General features: G+C 74.0%; 18 protein-coding genes and 1 pseudogene. 9 read left to right on the top strand and 10 right to left on the bottom strand.

Going from position 1 to position 18178, the window contains the following annotated elements; translation table 11 throughout:
• The first annotated feature begins 8 nt into the window (after positions 1-8).
• Both ACZ6W9_RS25675 and ACZ6W9_RS25670 read left to right on the top strand, forming a co-directional pair.
• Positions 9-1205, top strand: coding sequence for a hypothetical protein (locus ACZ6W9_RS25675; RefSeq protein WP_389965521.1), 1197 nt, complete (start codon positions 9-11; stop codon positions 1203-1205).
• Positions 1202-2380 carry an alpha/beta hydrolase gene (locus tag ACZ6W9_RS25670; RefSeq protein ID WP_470120033.1) on the top strand — a complete coding sequence of 393 codons (1179 nt, stop codon included), beginning with the start codon at positions 1202-1204 and terminating at the stop codon, positions 2378-2380. The genes ACZ6W9_RS25675 and ACZ6W9_RS25670 overlap by 4 nt, the downstream gene beginning before the upstream one ends.
• A gap of 64 nt (positions 2381-2444) precedes the next feature.
• Here ACZ6W9_RS25670 and recQ read toward each other — a convergent pair whose 3' ends face one another.
• On the bottom strand, positions 2445-4403 hold the full coding sequence (recQ, locus tag ACZ6W9_RS25665; protein WP_389965515.1) for a DNA helicase RecQ: 1959 nt from the start codon (positions 4401-4403) through the stop codon (positions 2445-2447).
• A 377-nt stretch (positions 4404-4780) separates the two neighbouring features.
• On the opposite strand from recQ, the gene ACZ6W9_RS25660 reads away from it, so the two are divergent.
• The 3 genes from ACZ6W9_RS25660 to ACZ6W9_RS25650 all read left to right on the top strand — a co-directional run bounded on the left by ACZ6W9_RS25660 (position 4781) and on the right by ACZ6W9_RS25650 (position 6924).
• Positions 4781-5707, top strand: coding sequence for a hypothetical protein (locus ACZ6W9_RS25660; protein ID WP_389965512.1), 927 nt, complete (start codon positions 4781-4783; stop codon positions 5705-5707).
• A 126-nt stretch (positions 5708-5833) separates the two neighbouring features.
• Entirely contained in the window at positions 5834-6316 is a 483-nt protein-coding gene (locus ACZ6W9_RS25655; RefSeq protein ID WP_389965509.1) for an SAM-dependent methyltransferase, read from the top strand.
• Positions 6313-6924 (top strand): alpha/beta hydrolase, encoded by a 612-nt coding sequence (locus ACZ6W9_RS25650; RefSeq protein ID WP_470120030.1) that lies wholly within the window; start codon positions 6313-6315, stop codon positions 6922-6924. The genes ACZ6W9_RS25655 and ACZ6W9_RS25650 overlap by 4 nt, the downstream gene beginning before the upstream one ends.
• A 127-nt stretch (positions 6925-7051) precedes the next feature.
• Here ACZ6W9_RS25650 and ACZ6W9_RS25645 read toward each other — a convergent pair whose 3' ends face one another.
• Both ACZ6W9_RS25645 and ACZ6W9_RS25640 read right to left on the bottom strand, forming a co-directional pair.
• Positions 7052-8152: a serine hydrolase domain-containing protein gene (locus tag ACZ6W9_RS25645; RefSeq protein ID WP_389965503.1), complete on the bottom strand. Its 1101-nt coding sequence runs from the start codon at positions 8150-8152 to the stop codon at positions 7052-7054.
• A gap of 191 nt (positions 8153-8343) precedes the next feature.
• Positions 8344-9393, bottom strand: a complete 1050-nt coding sequence (locus tag ACZ6W9_RS25640; protein ID WP_389965501.1) for an RNA polymerase subunit sigma-70 — start codon at positions 9391-9393, stop codon at positions 8344-8346.
• Positions 9394-9505: 112 nt separating this feature from the next.
• On the opposite strand from ACZ6W9_RS25640, the gene ACZ6W9_RS25635 reads away from it, so the two are divergent.
• Positions 9506-10243, top strand: coding sequence for a Clp protease N-terminal domain-containing protein (locus ACZ6W9_RS25635; protein ID WP_470120027.1), 738 nt, complete (start codon positions 9506-9508; stop codon positions 10241-10243).
• A gap of 11 nt (positions 10244-10254) precedes the next feature.
• Here the strand turns inward: ACZ6W9_RS25635 and ACZ6W9_RS25630 are convergent, their stop codons facing one another.
• From ACZ6W9_RS25630 to ACZ6W9_RS25620, 3 genes and pseudogenes are all read right to left on the bottom strand, one after another.
• Complete coding sequence (locus tag ACZ6W9_RS25630; RefSeq protein ID WP_389965495.1) at positions 10255-10743, bottom strand: MFS transporter; 489 nt, start codon at positions 10741-10743, stop codon at positions 10255-10257.
• Positions 10744-10792: 49 nt separating this feature from the next.
• A pseudogene (locus tag ACZ6W9_RS25625) lies at positions 10793-11146 on the bottom strand (MFS transporter); the annotation flags it as partial.
• Positions 11143-12198 (bottom strand): DMT family transporter, encoded by a 1056-nt coding sequence (locus ACZ6W9_RS25620; protein WP_470120025.1) that lies wholly within the window; start codon positions 12196-12198, stop codon positions 11143-11145. The gene ACZ6W9_RS25620 and the pseudogene ACZ6W9_RS25625, both read right to left, overlap by 4 nt.
• 93 nt (positions 12199-12291) lie before the next feature.
• Between ACZ6W9_RS25620 and ACZ6W9_RS25615 the strand changes: the two genes are divergently transcribed.
• On the top strand, positions 12292-13182 hold the full coding sequence (locus ACZ6W9_RS25615; protein ID WP_470120024.1) for a LysR family transcriptional regulator: 891 nt from the start codon (positions 12292-12294) through the stop codon (positions 13180-13182).
• Between the two features lie 8 nt (positions 13183-13190).
• Here the strand turns inward: ACZ6W9_RS25615 and ACZ6W9_RS25610 are convergent, their stop codons facing one another.
• Complete coding sequence (locus ACZ6W9_RS25610; protein WP_362935443.1) at positions 13191-13556, bottom strand: MmcQ/YjbR family DNA-binding protein; 366 nt, start codon at positions 13554-13556, stop codon at positions 13191-13193.
• A gap of 250 nt (positions 13557-13806) precedes the next feature.
• On the opposite strand from ACZ6W9_RS25610, the gene ACZ6W9_RS25605 reads away from it, so the two are divergent.
• On the top strand, positions 13807-14595 hold the full coding sequence (locus ACZ6W9_RS25605) for an alpha/beta fold hydrolase (RefSeq protein ID WP_389965486.1): 789 nt from the start codon (positions 13807-13809) through the stop codon (positions 14593-14595).
• A gap of 233 nt (positions 14596-14828) precedes the next feature.
• Positions 14829-14981, top strand: coding sequence for a hypothetical protein (locus ACZ6W9_RS25600; protein ID WP_362935450.1), 153 nt, complete (start codon positions 14829-14831; stop codon positions 14979-14981).
• Between the two features lie 143 nt (positions 14982-15124).
• Here the strand turns inward: ACZ6W9_RS25600 and ACZ6W9_RS25595 are convergent, their stop codons facing one another.
• From ACZ6W9_RS25595 to larB, 3 genes are read right to left on the bottom strand one after another with little or no spacing between them, the layout of a single operon-like run.
• Positions 15125-15973 carry an amidohydrolase family protein gene (locus ACZ6W9_RS25595; protein ID WP_389965482.1) on the bottom strand — a complete coding sequence of 283 codons (849 nt, stop codon included), beginning with the start codon at positions 15971-15973 and terminating at the stop codon, positions 15125-15127.
• On the bottom strand, positions 15970-17301 hold the full coding sequence (gene larC / locus ACZ6W9_RS25590) for a nickel pincer cofactor biosynthesis protein LarC (protein WP_470120021.1): 1332 nt from the start codon (positions 17299-17301) through the stop codon (positions 15970-15972). The genes ACZ6W9_RS25595 and larC overlap by 4 nt, the downstream gene beginning before the upstream one ends.
• A gap of 58 nt (positions 17302-17359) precedes the next feature.
• Positions 17360-18145, bottom strand: a complete 786-nt coding sequence (gene larB / locus ACZ6W9_RS25585; protein ID WP_389965476.1) for a nickel pincer cofactor biosynthesis protein LarB — start codon at positions 18143-18145, stop codon at positions 17360-17362.
• Positions 18146-18178: the final 33 nt, after the last annotated feature.

The raw sequence follows: 18178 nt of genomic DNA, 5'->3' as shown, positions 1-18178 counted from the left end.
TGTTCAGCGTGCTGAACGATATGCGTGCCGCGAGCCCGGGCCGCGTCCTGTTCTGGGGCGTCGCCGCCAGTGCCGTCCTGACCGGGCTCGTGTGGCTGCTGGGCCAGCGCCTGGAGGACTTCCGGCTCACCCTCCTGCCCGACCAGGGCGCGTCCTGGTACTACTGGAAACTTCCCGATCCCACCTTCTGGAGCCGGGCCACGGCGTGGATCGGCTACGCCGCCCACCAGCTCGCCGCCTGGGGCCTGATCTACTACGCCCAGACCAGGGTGCGCCGCTACGCGGTGGGCCTGCACCCGGTGAACGTCGTGGCGCTGGCGGTCAACTTCGGCTTCATCGTGTTGCACACCCTGCAGACCCACCTGTTCTACGACGGTCTCGCGCAGGATGTTTCGATCTTCAGCTCGCAGGGTTCGGTGGTGATCCTGCTGGTCGTGGTGCTGCTGATGGAGAACCGGCGCCGCGGGCTGTTCGCCGGCCGCCCGGCGCCCATCTCCGCCGAGGTGGTCGGGTTCGCCCGCAGATACCACGGCTACCTGTTCAGCTGGGCCGCGATCTACACCTTCTGGTACCACCCGATGGAGAACACCAGCGGGCACCTGATCGGTTTCCTCTACATGTTCCTGCTCCTGGTGCAGGGCAGCCTCTTCCTGACGCGGGCGCACGTCAACCGCTGGTGGACCGCGTCACTGGAGCTCATGGTGGCGGTGCACGGCACGCTCGTCGCGGTGATGACCTCCGGGCCAGGCGGGGCGTGGCCGATGTTCCTGTTCGGCTTCCTCGGCGTCTTCGTGATCACCCAGATGCACGGCCTCGGGATCCCGCGCGGCGTGCGGTGGCTGCTCGCCGCCGCCTACGTCGCCGCCGTCCTGGCCGTCTACGCCGGACGCGGCTTCGGACGGGCCGACGAGGTGGTGCGGATTCCCGCCATCGAGTACCTGCTGGTCGGCGTCCTGGCGGTGCTGCTCTGGCTCGCTCTGCGGATCGCCCGGATGTTCCGGGCGGCCGGTACGGCCGGGCCGGGCGCCGGGAAACCTCCCGGCGACGCCGTCGCCCCCGCCCGGGAGAGCCTCGGCGGACCCGTCGGAGAGACCGCGGACGGACCCGTCGGGGAGGCCTCACGCGGACGCGTCAGCCGGGCCCGGAGCGGCCGGGAGCCGTCGGAGACCGCCGCCGGCGGCGGGGACGGCGTCCCGCGGCCGTGACCGGAACCCCCGATGTCCCGCCTCCGGCAGCCTCCGGCCGTAGATCCGCACCGCACGCCTCCGGCGCGGGAAAGGACTCCTCCGGCCTGGAGAAGAACCCCGCGGTCCCCGCCCGCGGATCCGGGCGGGCCGTCCCGCGCGCCGCGGCGGACCCCCCGTCACGTCTTCGCCTGATCGCCGTCCTGCCGTCCGCGGCGTGCGTCGCCGTACCGGTGTGGGTGGTGGCGACCCGGTGGCCGAGCCTGGTCGCCGCCCACCCGGCGTACCCGGTCACGCTCGGCGTCGTCGCTCTCGCGGGAACGCTCGCGATCGTCCGGACGGCCCGGCGGCGGCGCGCGCCCACGAGGGCGGGCCACCGTACCGGGTGGATCGCGTGGACCGGCCGGGTGGCGGGCGCGCTCGTCACGGCGGCGGTGCTGTTCGCGCTCGTCTGGCTGCGCCCGTTTCCCGCCGGTGAGACCTCCGTGGCGGTGTCCGAGGGGAGGTCCGGATCCGGGACGGCGAGCGGGACCGCCGGCACGCCGCCCGAGGGGTCGTCCGGGTCCGGAACGGCGGGCACGGCCGCCGGGGCGGTCGCCGTGGTCCACTCCCCCACCCGGATCGAGCTGCGTCCGAGCGTGCCCCGGGGCCGGAGCGGCCTGGTCTTCTACCCCGGCGCTCGGGTCGATCCCCGCGCCTACCTGCCCCTGCTCCGTCCTCTCGCGGAACGGGGCCACCTCGTCGCGGTGGTCAAGGCGCCGTTCGACTTCGCCCTGCTCGCGACCGGCGCCGCCGCGGACGTGCTGGACGACCACCCGGAGGTCAGCCGGTGGGTCGTCGGAGGTCACTCCCTCGGCGGCGTGGCCGCCTCCCAGTACGTGAGCGGGCACGACGGCAGGGTGGGCGGCCTGCTGCTGTGGGCGTCCTACCCGGTCGACGACCTGTCGGGCCGGACGGATCTCTCGGTGTCCTCCGTCTCCGGCGATCGGGACGGCTTCACCACCCCGGAGGACATCCGTGCCTCCCGGGAACTGCTGCCCGCCGCGACGCGCTTCGTGACGGTGCCCGGCGCGGTGCACGCCTTCTTCGGGGACTACGGCCCGCAGCCCGGTGACGGCGAGCCCGCCACGACGCGTGCCGCCGCGCAGCGGGAGATCGTCGCCGCGAGCGCGGCGGCACTGGCGGCACTCGGCTGACCCCGGCCGGGTTGCCGGAGCGGACCGGGACCCACTCGCGATGGAGCGGACCCCGGCCATGCGGTCACCCGCCGGCCGCGAGGACCTCCAGGATGCCCTCGCCGTACTTCGCCAGCTTGTTCTCGCCGACGCCGCTCACCTCACCCAGCTCCGGCAGCGACGACGGGGAGCGGGTGGCGATCTCGCGCAGCGTGGCGTCGTGGAAGACCACGTAGGCGGGCACGCCCTGCTCCTTGGCGGTGGCCGCGCGCCAGGCGCGCAGCCGCTCGAACACCGGCAGGGCCTCCTCCGGCAGCTCGGCCGGTACGGCGGAGCGCGTTTTAGCGGCCTTGGCGGGCTTCGCGGCCCGCGCCGCCCGCGCGGGATCGCGCCGCAGCGGGACCTGCCGCCTGCGGCCCAGCACCTCCCCGCTCGCCTCGGTGAGCACGAGCGTGCCGTAGTCGCCCTCGACGGTCAGCAGGCCCTGCGCCAGGAGCTGGCGCACGACGGCGCGCCACTCGCCCTCGCCCAGCTCGGTGCCGATCCCGAACACCGTCAGGGAGTCGTGGCCGTGCTGGAGGACCTTGGGGGTGCTCCGGCCGAGGAGGATGTCGATGATCTGCCCGGCGCCGAACTTCTGGCGCCGCTCGCGCTGGAGTCGGAACACCGCCGACAGGAGCTTCTGGGCGGCGATCGTGCCGTCCCACGCCTCCGGCGGCGTGAGACAGGTGTCGCAGTTGCCGCAGGCGTCGCCCCGCTGGCCGAAGTAGTCGAGCAGCCGGGTCCGGCGGCACTCGACCGTCTCGCAGAGCGCGAGCATGGCGTCGAGGTGGGAGGCCAGACGGCGACGGTGGGCGTCGTCGCCCTCGGAGGTGTCGATCATCCTGCGCTGCTGCACGACGTCCTGCAGGCCGTAGGCCAGCCAGGCGGTCGAGGGCAGGCCGTCGCGCCCGGCGCGGCCGGTCTCCTGGTAGTAGCCCTCGATGGACTTGGGCAGATCGAGATGGGCGACGAACCGCACGTCGGGCTTGTCGATGCCCATGCCGAACGCGATGGTGGCGACCATGACGACGCCGTCCTCGCGCAGGAAGCGCGACTGGTTGGCGGCGCGGGTCTGCGCGTCGAGCCCCGCGTGGTAGGGCAGCGCGGTGAACCCCTGCTGGACCAGGAACTCGGCGGTCTTCTCCACCGAGGCCCGCGACATGCAGTAGACGATGCCGGAGTCGCCGGGGTGCTCGGCGCGCAGCAGCTCCAGCAGCTGCCGCCTCGGCTCGTTCTTCGGGACGATGCGGTACTGGATGTTCGGGCGGTCGAAGCTCGCCACGAAGTGGCGGGCCTCCCCGAGGTTGAGCCGGGTTGCGATCTCCGCGTGGGTGGCCGGGGTCGCGGTCGCGGTGAGCGCGATCCGCGGGACGTCGGGCCAGCGCTCGTGCAGGGTGGACAGCGCGAGGTAGTCGGGCCGGAAGTCGTGGCCCCACTGGGCCACGCAGTGCGCCTCGTCGATGGCGAACAGCGAGATCTTGCCGTTGCCGAGCAGACGCAGCGTCTGCTCGGACCGCAGCCGCTCCGGCGCGAGGTAGAGCAGGTCGAGCTCCCCGGCGACGAACGCCTCCTCCATCCGGGCGCGCTCGTCGGACTCCTGGGTGGAGTTGAGGAAACCGGCGCGCACCCCGAGCGCGGTCAGCGCGTCGACCTGGTCCTGCATCAGCGCGATGAGCGGCGAGACCACCACGCCGGTGCCCGGCCGGACGAGGGCCGGGATCTGGTAGCACAGGGACTTGCCGCCGCCGGTCGGCATCAGCACCAGCGCGTCGCCGCCCGCGACGACGTGGTCGATGATCTCCTGCTGGCCCTCCCGGAACGAGGGGTAGCCGAAGACGCGCTGCAGCACCCGCGCCGCCTCGCTCACCTCGGAGCCCACTCCGGAGCCCGGCTCGGGATCCACCTCGAAGCCCGGCTCGGGGCTCACCCCGGGGCTCACCCCGGGGCCCGGCTCGGGACTCGGCTCGGGACTCGGCTCGGGACCGCTCTCAGGCGAAGACATCGCGTCATTCTATGAGGCCCCCGGAGCCTTCCGGGGAACACCGGCCACACCGGTCCCCATCCGGACACGCGACTCCGTGACCCCGGTGACCCCGGTGACCCCGGTGACCCCGTGGTCGGGTGCCTCGCGAGAGAGGCCCGCCCGTTCGGAGCGGCCCGCGGGTCCGGGAACGGCCCGCGTTCCGGCCGCGAGAAGGCGGCCCCACCCCAGGCCGACACCGGAACTTTATCTTTGCTTTATCCGTCATCAGGAAAAAGCCGGATCCTTCCTAAAAGAAAGGTGGAACGCCGATCGACGCTTCAGGTCCGCTTTCCGGATACGAAGGGGAGCTCCGCCCGCGGAGCGATCACACCGGCCGGTCGTCACGCCCGGAGACCGTGCTCACCTGGGACGGCGACACGCTCGTGGCGGCCGACCCCGCCAACGCGCGGACGGTGCGGCTCACGCCCGCCGCGTTCCGCCACTACTGGTACGAGCAGGCGCTCGCCGAGGTGAACGGCAAGAAAAAGGAGCCCGCGGTCGTCGGCGGGCTCGCGTTGCTGGACGGCGACGGCCTGGTGCTCCTCGACCTCCCGGGCGAGTGGCGGGGGTGGGAGGTGCGACGCTTCGCATCCGTGCGAGGGGTGCCCGTGCACGAGGGGCCCACGGGCCGCCCGGAGCCGGTGCGGGTGGCGCTCGCCAGGCGCGCGCCCGGGTGGACGCGGCTCACCGGACGCTCGCACCCCCGGCCGTCCCGGCGGCGAAGGATCGCGGTGCTCTGCCTGGGCGTCGGGGGTCTGCTGGTGATGGCCTACGTCACGGCGACGCTGGGCGGAGCCGCCTGGCGCGCGCTGTCCTGGCTGGGCCGGTTGCTGCTGGACGGCGTGGAGCACAAGTGGCTGCTGGTCGTCTTCGGCCCCCTGGCCCTCCTGACGGGCCCGCTGCGCCAGAGGCTCCACCGTCTGTTTCATCGTCTGCACACCAGGCGCGGCACCGCCCTGGGACCGCCCGGCGGCCCCTTCCTCTTCATCGGCAGGGGCGACGTGCTGCGCATCCACCCCGCTCCTCCGCTGGCCGCCGACAGGCTGGCCATCGGCCTGGGGCCCCGGGACGTGGCGGGTCTGCTGCTCTACCGGTACGAGAGCCTGCGCGGGCTCTTCGTCTTCGATGTGAACGGCCGCCCGCTGCGCCACCTGCCCGGCCCCTGGCCGCCGGAGGAGACGTATCGCTTCGCCGTACGGCACGGCCTGGGCTGCGAGATCCGCGCCCTGAGCCGGGAGGAGTACCTCGACCTCACCGCCCGCGTCCGCGACGCGCTCCCCTGACACCGTGACCGTCCGCCCCGCGCGAATCCGCAAGGGGCCCTCCGTCCGACGGCGGCCGGGGTCCCGGCCGGGACCGGCGGGAGCGGAACCTTGGCACCGCGGAGCCCCCTCCGCCAGGATCGGATCATGGACTACACCGTGGAACCCGTCGCCCACGTGGTGGGCGGGAGGGCCGAGAGGTTCGAGGACCACTGGCGGGACGTGACCGCCGTGATCCGCGTGGCGGACCACGTGCCCGCCGACGCGACGCTCGGCCTGTCGGACTTCTCCCACCTCGAGGTGGTGTTCCTCTTCGACCGGATCGATCCGGCCACCATCGACCCCACCGCCGCCCACTCCCGCGGCAACCCCGCCTACCCCGTGGTCGGCATGTTCGCCACCCACCGCCCCCACCGGCTCAACCGGCTCGGCGTCTCCCGCTGCCGCCTGCTGCGCGTCGAGGGCCGCGACCTCCACGTCGCGGACCTGGACGCGCTGGACGGCACCCCCGTCCTCGACATCAAGCCCTACATGCGGGAGTTCGCCCCGCAGACCCCCGTCCGCCAGCCCGGGTGGAGCAGCGACCTCATGCGCGACTACTACCGCTCCCCCGGAGAGGACCCAACGTGACCCTGGTACTGATCCACGGCGGGCTGTGGGAGGACGGCATGGACGCGGAACGGTTCTGGGCCGCCTCCGGCGTCATGGGCGCGTTGCGCGGGCACGGCCTCGCCGTACACGCACCGGACCGGCCGGAACGGCCGGAGAGCTGGGATGAGGAGGCCTCCTGCCTGGAGGAGACGCTCCCGGACGGACCGCTGACCGTCCTGGGCGCCTCCAACGGCTGCACGACCGCGGTACGGCTGGCACTGACCCGTCCCGGCCATGTCACCCGGCTGATCCTGGCCTGGCCCGCGACCTGCGGAGATCCGAGGGCCGACGGTTACGCCCGCGAGCACCTCGCCGCGCGGGGCGCGTCCACCGGCACGATCGACCGCCTGCTGGCCGGGCAGACCCTGCGCGGCGTCACCGACGCCGAACTGGCCGGGCTCACCGTCCCCGTGGGGGTGGCACCGCCGATCCCCAACCCGTTCCACCGGCGCTCGACCGTGGACGCGCTGCTCACACTGGTCCCCGGCTCGGTCGAGATCGGGCCCGGGACGCCCGAGCCGCCCCGGCCGGACTTCCCCGCCCACCGGGAGGCGTTCGTCTCCGCCGTGCTCGGCTTCGTCCGCTGACCGCTGACCGCTGACCGCCGCGTCCGGCGGCCGGGGACGCGGAGGGTCCGGGCGGGGAGTCGTCCCGCCCGGTTCCTCCGGTCACGCGGTCACGCGGTCACGCGGCCATGCGGCCCCGGAGCGGCGGTCAGTCCTTCCGGAGGGCGATGCGTGCGATCCGCTCGGCGGTGCTGAAGTCTCCGGCCGAGACGAGGTTCTTCATCACGCCGACGCTGGTCCCGGTGGCGGTGTCCGCGAAGGCCGCGGTGCCCCCGCTGCCGCCCATCCCGAACACGGTCGGCCCGAGGTCGAACAGGCCGACCGCGTAGCCCAGCCCCATCTTCGCGGGGTTGCCGGCGACCTCGTCGACGCCCTCCACCGCCACCGACGACAGCTCGCGCAGCCGTCCGGGTGACACGAGCGCCCCGTTCAGCAGCGCGTCGTACATCCGCGCCACCGCGCGGGCGGTCATGGTGCCGCCCGCGGGGATGTCGGAGGTCAGCACGTCGGCGCGGTTGCCGAACGCGGCGTCCGGCATCGCCGCCATGGGCGCCGCCGTGTAGCCGTCCACCACCCGGAAGAACGGGATCTGCGCCAGCATCTCGGCGGGCATCTCCATCGCGGGCGTGGCGTCCTCCAGCCGGGCGAGCCGGCCGAGCTCCGGCTCCGGGACGCCGAAGAACAGCTCCCCGGCCACGCCGAGCGGTTCGGCGATCTCCTCCCTGAGCACCTCGGAGATGCGCCGGCCGGTCACCCGGCGGACGACCTCGCCGAGGATGTAGCCGTAGGTCTGGGCGTGGTAGCCGAACCGGGTTCCCGGCTCCCACCACGGCGCGGCGGCGGCGATCGCGGCGCACATCCGGTCCCAGTCGCACAGGTCCTCGGGCGTGGTGTCGACCGGCAGCCCGGGAACCCCGGTCGAGTGGGTCAGCGCGTGCCGTACGGTCGCCTTCTCCTTGCCGTGTGCGGCGAACTCGGGCCACACGTCGGCGATCGGCGTGTCGTAGTCGAGGGCGCCGCGCTCGGCCAGCACGTGGACCACGGCCGCGGTCACGCCCTTGCCCGTCGAGGTGGCGTAGACGGGGGTTCCGGCGGTGAGGGGGCGGCCCGTCTCCGTGTCGGCGACGCCCGCCACGACGTCGGCCACGAGCTCGCCGCGCCGGTAGACGGCCACCTGCACGCCGCGCTCCGCTCCGGACCCGACGAGCTCGTCGACGGCCGCCCGCAGGTCACGCTGAAGATCGGTCATGGTGGTTCCTCTCTCGAAGTCCCCTGTTCGGGGTCACCCACCCATGAGACGAGGGAGACACGGAAAAGGAATCGGTCGCCGCGGCACGGCTTTCCCGGGACCGGCCGCCGCGGCACGCCCACCGTGGCCGTCCGCGCGGCGCCGGGTCATCCGTACGGCGGGCTCGTACGGATGACCCGGCGCCGGGCGGCTCACAGCGCGGGTGGCAGCCCGAACCGGTCGAAGACCTCGTTCCCGTACGTGGTCACCTGGGTCACCAGCCCGTCCTCGATCCGCAGCACGCCGAGCCAGGAGGGGCGGAAGTCCGGATCGCCGGCCCGGCGCAGGTACGCGGCGGCGGCGGGCTGGCGGTTCGCCCGGACGGGCAGGACCCGCCAGTCCCCCCACGCCTCGGGGCCGATCATGGCCGGGGTCCAGGCCGCGACGAAGGTCTCGCGGCCCAGCAGCCAGATGGGCCGCGGCGGCATCGTCTGCAGGACGTCCTCGCGGAGCACCTCCAGCAGGACGGCGGGGTCGGCGTGTTCGATGGCGTCGATGTAGCGCCGCAGGACGGCGCGTTCCCGCGCGGTGGGCTCGGCGGAAGGGGCCCACTCCAGCCGCCGTGCGGGCAGGTGCCTGCGGAGCGTCGGCCGGGCCCGCTGCAGGGCGCTCTTCACCGCCGCGACGGTGAGGTCCAGCGCCTCGGCGGCCTCCTGCGCCGGCCAGCCGAGCACGTCGCGCAGGATCAGCACCGCGCGCTGCCGGGGCGGCAGGTGCTGGATCGCGACCAGGAAGGCCAGCTCGATCGTCTCGCGCTCGATGACGGTGTCGGCGGCGTCCAGCAGCGTGTCGGGGTACGGCTGCAGCCACGGGACCGCGCCGGAGGACGGCGGGTCGAGCCCGGGGTCGGCCGCGGCGGGCGCCGGTCGCGGCTCCGGACGGCGAGGGTGTGCCCGCAGGTGGTCCAGGCAGGCGTTGGTGGCGATCCGGTACAGCCAGGCCCGCAGGCCGTCGCCGTCGCGCAGCGTGTCGCGGCGGCGCCACGCCCGCAGGAGCGTCTCCTGCACCAGGTCCTCGGCCTCGTCGAAGGAGCCGAGCATCCGGTAGCAGTGCACGTGCAGCTCCCGCCGGTGCTCCGCCAGGCGCTCGTCCAGCCCGTCCACGGCCGTCACCCCGTCCGGGGCGGCCGTCCGGCCCGGCGGACGTCCCTCCGGGGCCCGGGGGGCGTCCGGGGCGGGCGGTCTCGTCCCGATCTCCACCATGGCGGGCATGCTAGCCGTTCCGCCCGCTCTGCGGCCTTGCATCCGGATGCCGCCCACGATGAACGTCAACCCATGGTTGACGACCCTTAATCGTCAACTTATGGTTGACGATATGGAGAACCCGATCAATCCCACGAACCCGGTCAGGCTCGACGACATGATCGAGGCGATCAGAAGGGCGCACCCCGACGCGCTCGACCAGCTCTCCGACGCGGTCATCGCCGCCGAGCACCTCGGCGAAGTGGCCGACCACCTCATCGGCCACTTCGTGGACCAGGCACGCCGGTCGGGCGCGTCCTGGACCGACATCGGCAGGAGCATGGGCGTCAGCAAGCAGGCGGCCCAGAAGCGTTTCGTCCCGAAGGTCTCGGATGAACCGTTCAACCTCGACCCCGCCCAGGGGATGAGCCGGTTCACCGAGCGGGCGCGCAACGTCGTGGCGGCGGCCCGCCGGGAGGCCCACGAGGCCGGCGACGATGAGATCCGCCCGGAGCATCTGACGCTCGGGCTGCTGAGCGAACCGCAGGCCATCGCCGCCAGGGTGCTCGCCGAGCACGGCGCGCCGCCGGACGCCGTACGGCGGGCCGCCACCGCCACGCTGCCCCCGGCGGCCGACCAGGTGCCCGATCCCGTCCCGTACGGCTCGCAGACCCGCAAGGCCCTGGAACTGACCTACCGGGAGGCCCTGCGGCTGGGCCACAACTACGTGGGGACCGAGCACATCCTGCTCGGGCTGCTGGAGCTGGAGAACGGCACCGGCCCGCTCTCCGGGCTCGGCGTCGGCAAGGCCGCCGTGGAGGCGGACATCATCGCCGTCCTGGCCGCCTTCACAGCCCGGAAGCAGAGCTGACGGCCGGGAGACTAGTGACGCACCCGTTCCGGTGGTGACGGGCTCCCGGCCCGGAGACCCGTCACCTCGGAAGCCCGCCGGTCCGGGAGTTCGCGCCGCGCACGGACCGGGGAGAGGAAGACCGGCAGAAAGGCCGTCGCCAGCAGGACTCCGCCCGTCCAGAGGGTGACGCGTACGCCGGCCAGCTCGCCGACCAGGGCGGCCACGGCCGCGCCGACCGCGAGGGCGCCGGTGAGCAGGAACCGGAAGGTGGCGTTCATCCGGCCGAGGAGGGCGTCCGGGGTCATCCGTTGCCGCAGGCTCACACCGAGCACGTTGTCCATTCCCGTCTTGAACATGGCCAGCAGCCAGCCCGCCCCCGCCACCCACAGCCAGGCCCCGCGGCCGACGAGCGGCACGAGCAGTCCCGCCGGGGCCAGGCACAGACCGGCGACGCCGAGCGTGCGGCCGTAGCCGAGCCGCCCGGCGCACGGCGGAGTTCGCCCGGACGAGCCCCTCACAGCCGACCAGCTGCGGCAGCACGCTCTGCGAGCCGACGTCGAAGAACACGGTGGCGCAGCCGTTCAGCAGGACGACCGCGTAGAGCTGCCCGAGTGTGAGCGCCCCCAGCCACCAGGCCAGCGGGACGGAGGCGAACAGCGCCGCCCGTACCAGGTCCGCGGCGATCAGCACGCGCCGGTGACGCATCCGGTCCACCCACGCTCCGGCCGGCAGGCCGATGAGGAGGAAGGCGGCGGTGCTCAGCGCGGCGAGCGTTCCGACCTGGCCCGGGCCCGCGTCGAGGGCCGACACGGCGATGAGCGGGACGACGACGTAGCCGACGTTCGTGCCGAGCTGGCTGAGGGCGGTCGCGGTGAACAGCGTCCTGAAGTCGGAGGACCGCCACGGAGAGTCGAGGTTCACGACCCGCTCTCAACGGGGGTACGGTTCCCGGCCGCCGTCCTGTCCACCGCGGGGGTCTCGCCCTCCACGGGGGCCTCGCCGCCCGCGGAGGCCTCCCTTCCCGAGGGGACCTCACCGCTCACGGAGGCCTCGCTCTCCGGAGAGACCTCGGACCTCGCGGGAGCCGGCGACGACGGTCGCCCGCGCCTCCGGCTCATCCCGACGCCGACGACCACGACGATCATCCCCGTCATGACCCGGGGCCCGAGATCCTCGCCGAGCACGACGGCTCCCAGCATCAGCGAGACGACCGGCAGCAGGTACCCGACGGCGGCGGCGCCGGTCGGGCCCTCGTCGGCGATGAGCCGGTAGTTGAGGTAGAAGGTGAACCCGGTGCTGAAGATCCCGAGGATGACGACGGCGGCCACCGCCTCGGCGCCGAGGGCCGCCGGGACCGCGCCCCCGGTGAGCAGGACCGGCACGCTCAGTCCCGCGGCGGCGGTGAGCTGGGCCGCCGAGAAGGCGATGGGAGCACCGCCCTTCCCGGTGAGCGTGCGGTCCATGTACGCGAAGGCGACGGCGTAGCTCGCCGCCGCGCCGAGCAGGGCGAGGGCTCCCCAGCTCAGCAGCCCGGCCCGGTGCCAGGGAGCGAAGATCAGCAACGTGCCGGCGAACCCGAGCAGCAGCCCGGCCAGCCGTACCGGATGGAGCCCGCGCTCGGTGCCGGTGGCGAAACCGATCAGCAGGGACCACAGCGGGGTCGTCGCGTTCAGGACCCCGGCCACTCCGGAGTCCACGGTCTGCTCGCCGACGCCGAAGAGGAAGAACGGCAGGGCGTTGCAGAAGAACGCGGCCACGACCAGGTGTCCCCAGGTCGCCCGGTCCCGCGGGAGGCGCTGGCGCGCGGCGCGGGCCAGCACGAACAGGACGCCCGCGCCGAGCGCGGCGCGGGCGAAGGTGATCTGGATCGGGGTCAGCCCGTGGTTCAGCGCCAGTTTGATCCACAGGAAGGCCGACCCCCACAGCAGCGCCAGCATGCCCATGCGCACCAGCGAGCCTCGTTCACCGAACATCCTTTTCCTCCCGTTCCCTCTGGCATGCACGCTGCCGAAGTTCACCTGGAAGGACAAGTGAAAAGTTGTGGACCAACCTTTAAACTCTGCTACATGCTTGATGTGCGGCGCATGCAGGTCCTGCGCGCGGTGGTCACCAGCGGGTCGGTGACCGCCGCGGCGGCGAATCTCGGATACACCCCTTCCGCCGTCAGCCAGCAGGTGGCGGCGCTGGAGAAGCAGGCCGGCATCGCACTGCTGGAACGCGTCGGGCGCGGCGTGCGGCCCACGGCGGCCGGGCGGTTGCTGACCGAGCACGCGGCGGCCATCGGCAGGCAGGTGGCCGCGGCGGAGACCGCCCTGGCCGACCTGCGCGACGGGCGCACGGGGCGCCTGACGGTCCGCTACTTCGCCACCGCGGGCGCCACCGTGATGGCCCCCGCGCTCGCCCGGCTGCGTGAGGAGCACCCGGGCGTGCGGGTCGACCTCGCGACGACCGACCCCGCCGATCCGCTGCCGGAGGTGACGCGGGGCCACGCCGACCTCGCCATCGTGGTCCGGCCCCACGGCGGTTCCCATGAGGGAGTACGTTTCGTCCACCTGCGCGACGACCCTTACCGCGCCGTCCTGCCCAAGGGACACCGGCTCGCCGCCAAGCGGGTCCTGGACCTGGCCGACCTGGCGGCCGAGCCGTGGGTCGGCGGGGAACGGCCCGGCCCCTGCCTCGACGCCGTGATCGACGGCTGCGCCGCGGCGGGCTTCAGCCCGAACGTCGTGGTGGAGGGCGACGACTACGCCACGGCGCAGGGATTCGTCGCCGCCGGCCTCGGAATCAGCCTGATCCCCGAGCTGGGGCTGACCCACCGCCACCCCTCCGTCACCGTGCGGAGGATCCGCAGGCCGGAACCGGTACGGGCCATCCACGCCGCGGTGCGGGAGACATCGCTGGGCCAGCCCGCCCTGGAGGCGTTCCTCGCCGCCCTGCGGAGCGCGGCCGCGCGGTGACCGTACCGCTATCGTCCGGTCTCGACCACGGGCGGTCCCACCTCGTGCTCTTCGATCAGCCGTTTGGGCGCCGTGAGGCACCACGCCTCGGTGACCAGCTCGAACAGCTCCTCGGCGTCGATCCCGGCCAGGTGCACGACGACCCAGCCGAACCGCCCGGCGGTGAACTGGACCTCGAAGACCTCCGGCCGCTCGGCCACCAGCGCGATCTGCTCCTCGATCGTCGCCTTCAGCCCGACCGTCTCGGTCCTCTCCCACAGGTAGCCGAATCCGTTGCCCCGCACCTTCAGCGAGATCCAGTCACCGCCGGGGCTCTGCTGGACCTCCGGCAGCCGGTCCAGCATCCCCAGGAACTCCTCAACACTCACACCCATGGCCGAAGACCTACCAGAGCCCTCCGACATTCGGCGCGTTCCGCCGCCTCACCCCGGTACGGCCCGCCGGAAACGAGCGACGAATCCGGCACGCCGCACCGCAGGCGGGAACCTTCCGTCCTCGGATGCGAGACGCCGTAGGGCCCCGGGCTGCCGGCGGGGATGACAGACGGGGCGGGACGCCGGAACTGTCGGTGGGGCGGGGGATGATGCCCCGATCGAGTCACGCGCCCGAGGAGAGGAGCCCGTCATGGAGACCGTGGTCTCGGCGGACGGCACCCGCATCGCCTTCGAGAGGCTGGGCGAGGGTCCGCCCGTCGTCGTGGTGGGCGGTGCGACCTGCGACCGTACGGTGACCCGCCCGCTGGCGGAGAGGCTGGCCCGGCGCTTCACCGTGATCAACTACGACCGGAGGGGCCGCGGCGACAGCGGGGACACCACTCCGTACGCCGTCGAGCGCGAGGTCGAGGACATCGCGGCCCTCATCGTCGCGGCCGGCGGCACCGCGTTCGTCTACGGCCACTCCTCCGGCGCCGCCCTCGCCCTGCACGCGGCGGCCCGCGGCCTGCCCGTCGGCAGGCTCGTCCTGCACGAGCCGCCCTTCTCCCCCGGCGGCGAGCGGGGGCGCGTGATGCGCGAGACCGCGGACGAGGTCGGGAAGCTGCTGGCGGAGGACCGGCGGGACGACGCGCTCGCACTGCATCTGTCGATGACGGGCATGCCGCCGGAGGCGGTCCGGGAGATGCGCCACCGGTCATGGTGGGCCGGCTGGGCGGCGAAGGCGGTCACGCTCCCCTACGACTACGCGGTCCTCGACGAGGCCGGCCGGGGCGGTGTGACGCCGGCCGAGCAGGCCCGCGGCGTGTCCGCCCCCACCCTGGTCGTCTGCGGCGGGGCGAGCCCGGCGTGGCTGCTCGACGAGGACCGGCGGGTCGCCGACGCCCTGCCGGACGGACGGTACGTGCTCCTGGCGGGTCAGGAGCACGTCGTTCCTCCGGAGGTCCTCGTCCCGGTGCTGGCGGAGTTCTTCGCCGGCTGACCGAGCGGGCGGTCGTCGGCGGGCTCCGCCGGACGGGCGCGTAGGGCGCCGTGTGACGACGACACCCGCCACGGGATACGGCGGCTGTCGTCCCGTCTCGTCCCGGAGGCCGAGCTGAGGCCGAACCCGCGGAGCGGATCGCAGGAGCGGTGACACCTGGGGCAGGTGGTGCGCATAAGCGCGTTGATCACGGGTAGTCCGGGCTGGCCCGAACGAGACGAAAGGAGTCTCCCATGTCCACCCTCACCCTTCTCCTGCTGATCCTCGCCCTCGCCTGCTTCGTGCTGGCCGCGTTCAACATCGGCGGTCCCCGGGTCAACCTCATCGCCCTCGGCCTGGCCCTGTGGGTGCTGACCGAGCTGATCCCGAAGCTCGGCGACCTCTGACCGCGCGGCGGGAGGCCGTTCCCTCCGCGTGAGCCCTCCCGCGGCGCACGCCGCGGGTCACGTCCTCTCCGCCCGCGTCCGCCCTCCCCGTCGGCGCTCGTCTTCCCCGCAGTCGCCGTACGGGTGAGGGCGGACGCCGGGCGTCAGAGGCGGTAGACCCGCGTGGCCGTCCCGCGGAACACGGCGTCGCGCTCGGCGGGTGACAGTCCCGCGTCCGCCAGCAGCGACGCGGCGGCGTCCGTCCAGGCGGGCAGCGACCCGGCCAGGAGGCAGACGGGCCAGTCCGAGCCGAACATCAGCCGGTCGGGCCCGAAGGCGTCGAGCACGACCTCCGCGTACGGCCGCAGCCGCGCGGCGTCCCAGTCGTCCCACCGCGCCTCGGTGATCATTCCGGAGAGCTTGCAGGTCACGTTGGGCAGGGCCGCCAGCTCGCGGATCAGCCCGGCCCAGGGGTCGAGCCGCCCGTCGGCGATCGGCGGCTTGGCGACATGGTCCAGCACGAGACTCAGGCCGGGCAGCGCGCGTGCCGTCTCGATGGCGGCGGGCAATTGGCAGGGCAGGACCAGCAGGTCATAGCTCAGCCCGGCGTCCGCCACCCGCCGCAGTCCCCGTCGCACGTCGTCGCGGGCCAGCCAGCGCGGGTCGGACTCGGCCTGGACGAGGTGCCGGATGCCGCGCAGCAGTTCTCCTCCCGGTGAGGCGCGCAACGCGTCGAGTTCGCCGGCGAGGTCGGGCCGGGTCAGGTCCGCCCAGCCGACGACGGCGCCGACGGGGCCGGGCCGCGCCGCCGTCGCGAGGAACTCCCGGGTCTCCTCCGCGTCGGGCAGCACCTGCACGAGCACCGACGCGCCGATGCCCGCCCCGGCCGCGGCCTCCGCGTAGTCGGAGAGCGTGAAGTCGCGGCGGATGGGCGACATCCCGGCGGGGTCCAGCCATGCCTGGGGACGCCGGGCCAGGTCCCAGAGGTGATGATGGGCGTCGACGTACGTCATCGCAGTGCCTCCCGCGCCAGCTGTCTGAGGGGTCTGCCGGTGGCCGCGGCGAGCTCGGCCAGGTCGTCGTACTCGGGTTTGGCTCCCCACGGCCCGTGTTTGATCCGGACCGTCCGGCCGTACAGCTCGACGGTCTCGAAGCGCCGGGGCAGCACGAGCTTGTCCACCGTGCCGCGGCGCAGCCCGAGGGTGCCGGTCTCGGTGAAGATCAGGTCGCAGAGGCGGTCGGCCAGCGCGGGATCGGCCAGGACGTGCAGGACATGGGCGGGACGGCCCTTCTTCATGACGGCCGGGGTGACCCAGGCGTCGGCGGCGCCGGCCGCGAGGGCCCGCTCGATGACATGGCCGAGGGTCTCGCCCGTCACGTCGTCCAGGTTCGTCGACAGGACCACCTGGGCCCGGGACTCGTACACCGGTTCCGGCGCCGTCCCGGCCGCGGGCCCGGCGGCCGACCCGGCCTGCGTCGTCCCGGCCGCGGACTCCGGAGCGGTCCCGAGCTCAGGAGCGGTCCCGGGCTCAGGAGCGGTCCCGGGCTCCGGAGCGGTCCCGCCGGTCGGTCCGGGCCGCGTCGTGCCGGTCGCGGGCCCGGGTACGGCCTCGGCCGCCGGTCCGGCCTGCGCCGTCCCCTCCGGGGGTTCGCCGAGGATCGCCACCGTCACGTTGGGCCGGTCGGGCAGCACGCGGGTGCCCGCGCCGTACCCCGTGGCCCGGAGGGTCATCTCCGGCGGGGGGCCGTACACCGTGTGGAGCGCGCGGAGCAGGGCCGCCCCCGTCGGCGTGACCGTCTCCCTCGGCGCCGCGTCGCCGCGGACCCGGGCCCCGGCGAGGAGCGCGAGGGTGGCGGGCGCGGGCACCGGCAGCACCCCGTGCCGGGTCCGTACGGTGCCGGAGCCCATGGGCAGCGGCGCGCAGTGGACGCGCGTGACGCCGAGTTCGGCGATCGCCGCCGCGCAGCCGACGATGTCGACCAATGTGTCGTGCCCGCCGAGCTCGTGCAGGTGCACCTCGGCGACCGGCACGCCGTGCAGGGCGCTCTCGGCCTCGGCGATCGCGGTCAGGGCGGCGCCGGCGACGGTGAGCCCCGTCCGGGCCGCCATTTCGATCAGCTCCGAGGCGGCGCGTTCGGTGGCGTCGTCGTCGACCTCGACCCGGACGCGGGTGGCGACGAGCGCGCCGGTGCGGACCCGCTCGGCGTCCAGCCGCCAGCCGGTCAGACCGGTCGCGGCGACCGCCTTCCGCACGCCGTCGAGCGAGGCGCCGGCGTCCAGCAGCGCGGCGAGCAGCATGTCCCCGGCGAGGCCGGTGAAGGGGTTCAGATAGAGGATCATGGCTGTTCCCCGACCGTCGTCTCCGACGGGGAACCCACGGTTTTCCCGGTGAGAAGGATCATGCCTGTTCCCCGGCCGCCGTCTCCGTCGGAGAGCTTGCCACCGTCTCCCGTGAGGAGCACGCCGACGTCTCCGGTGAGGAGCCCGCGGCCGTCTCCTCTGGGGAGTACGCCGCCGTCCTCGCCGGCTTCCTCGTGAGGCGGTAGGCGGCGAGGGCCGCGCCGAACCCGGAGTCGATGTTGACCACGGTGATCCCGGCCGCGCACGATGTGAGCATGGCGAGCAGGGCCGTCACGCCCTCCAGCGCGGCGCCGTACCCGGTGGACGTGGGCACCGCGATCACCGGCGTCTCGACCAGGCCGCCGACGACGCTCGCCAGCGCCCCCTCCATGCCCGCGATGACGATCACGCTGTCGGCCGCGCGCAGGTCTCCGGCGGCGGCGAGCACCCGGTGCAGCCCCGCCACGCCCACATCCCTGATCACCGTGGTCCGCAGGCCGAGGGCGGACGCGACGGCCGCGGCCTCGGCGGCCACCGGGCCGTCCGCGGTTCCGGCCGTGACCACGGCGACCGTGTGCCCGATCGGCCGTGCCCGCCGCCAGGTCAGCAGCCGCGCGTCCCGGTCGTACCGGCCGCCGGGGACCCGCTCCGTCACGGCCTCGGCGGCGTCCGGTCCGACCCGGGTCACGAGGACGGGCCCGGTGTTCCGGTCCAGCAGCGCGGTGACGATCCCGATGATCTCGGCCACCTGTTTGCCCGGGCCGTAGACGATCTCGGGCAGTCCCTGGCGGGCCTCGCGGTCGAGGTCGAGGCGCGCGTATCCGAGGTCGAGGGCGCCGCTCACGGCTTCTCCTCTCGCGGCGGTCTCCGGCGGAAC

The sequence above is a fragment of the Streptosporangium sp. NPDC053982 genome (assembly GCF_055585205.1).
The sequence above is the reverse complement of the archived record's forward strand: the minus strand, read 5'-3'. Positions and strand labels throughout refer to the sequence as shown.

Bases quoted from the DNA above. Each gene is read 5' to 3' on its own strand.
- ACZ6W9_RS25620 (WP_470120025.1), bottom strand. From the start codon at position 12,198: ATGTTCGGTGAACGAGGCTCGCTGGTGCGCATGGGCATGCTGGCGCTG.
- ACZ6W9_RS25640 (WP_389965501.1), bottom strand. From the start codon at position 9,393: ATGGTGGAGATCGGGACGAGACCGCCCGCCCCGGACGCCCCCCGGGCC.
- ACZ6W9_RS25610 (WP_362935443.1), bottom strand. From the start codon at position 13,556: ATGGGTGTGAGTGTTGAGGAGTTCCTGGGGATGCTGGACCGGCTGCCG.
- ACZ6W9_RS25595 (WP_389965482.1), bottom strand. From the start codon at position 15,973: ATGACGTACGTCGACGCCCATCATCACCTCTGGGACCTGGCCCGGCGT.
- ACZ6W9_RS25645 (WP_389965503.1), bottom strand. From the start codon at position 8,152: ATGACCGATCTTCAGCGTGACCTGCGGGCGGCCGTCGACGAGCTCGTC.
- larC (WP_470120021.1), bottom strand. From the start codon at position 17,301: ATGATCCTCTATCTGAACCCCTTCACCGGCCTCGCCGGGGACATGCTG.
- ACZ6W9_RS25600 (WP_362935450.1), top strand. From the start codon at position 14,829: ATGTCCACCCTCACCCTTCTCCTGCTGATCCTCGCCCTCGCCTGCTTC.
- ACZ6W9_RS25605 (WP_389965486.1), top strand. From the start codon at position 13,807: ATGGAGACCGTGGTCTCGGCGGACGGCACCCGCATCGCCTTCGAGAGG.
- ACZ6W9_RS25655 (WP_389965509.1), top strand. From the start codon at position 5,834: ATGGACTACACCGTGGAACCCGTCGCCCACGTGGTGGGCGGGAGGGCC.
- recQ (WP_389965515.1), bottom strand. From the start codon at position 4,403: ATGTCTTCGCCTGAGAGCGGTCCCGAGCCGAGTCCCGAGCCGAGTCCC.
- ACZ6W9_RS25635 (WP_470120027.1), top strand. From the start codon at position 9,506: ATGGAGAACCCGATCAATCCCACGAACCCGGTCAGGCTCGACGACATG.
- ACZ6W9_RS25615 (WP_470120024.1), top strand. From the start codon at position 12,292: ATGCTTGATGTGCGGCGCATGCAGGTCCTGCGCGCGGTGGTCACCAGC.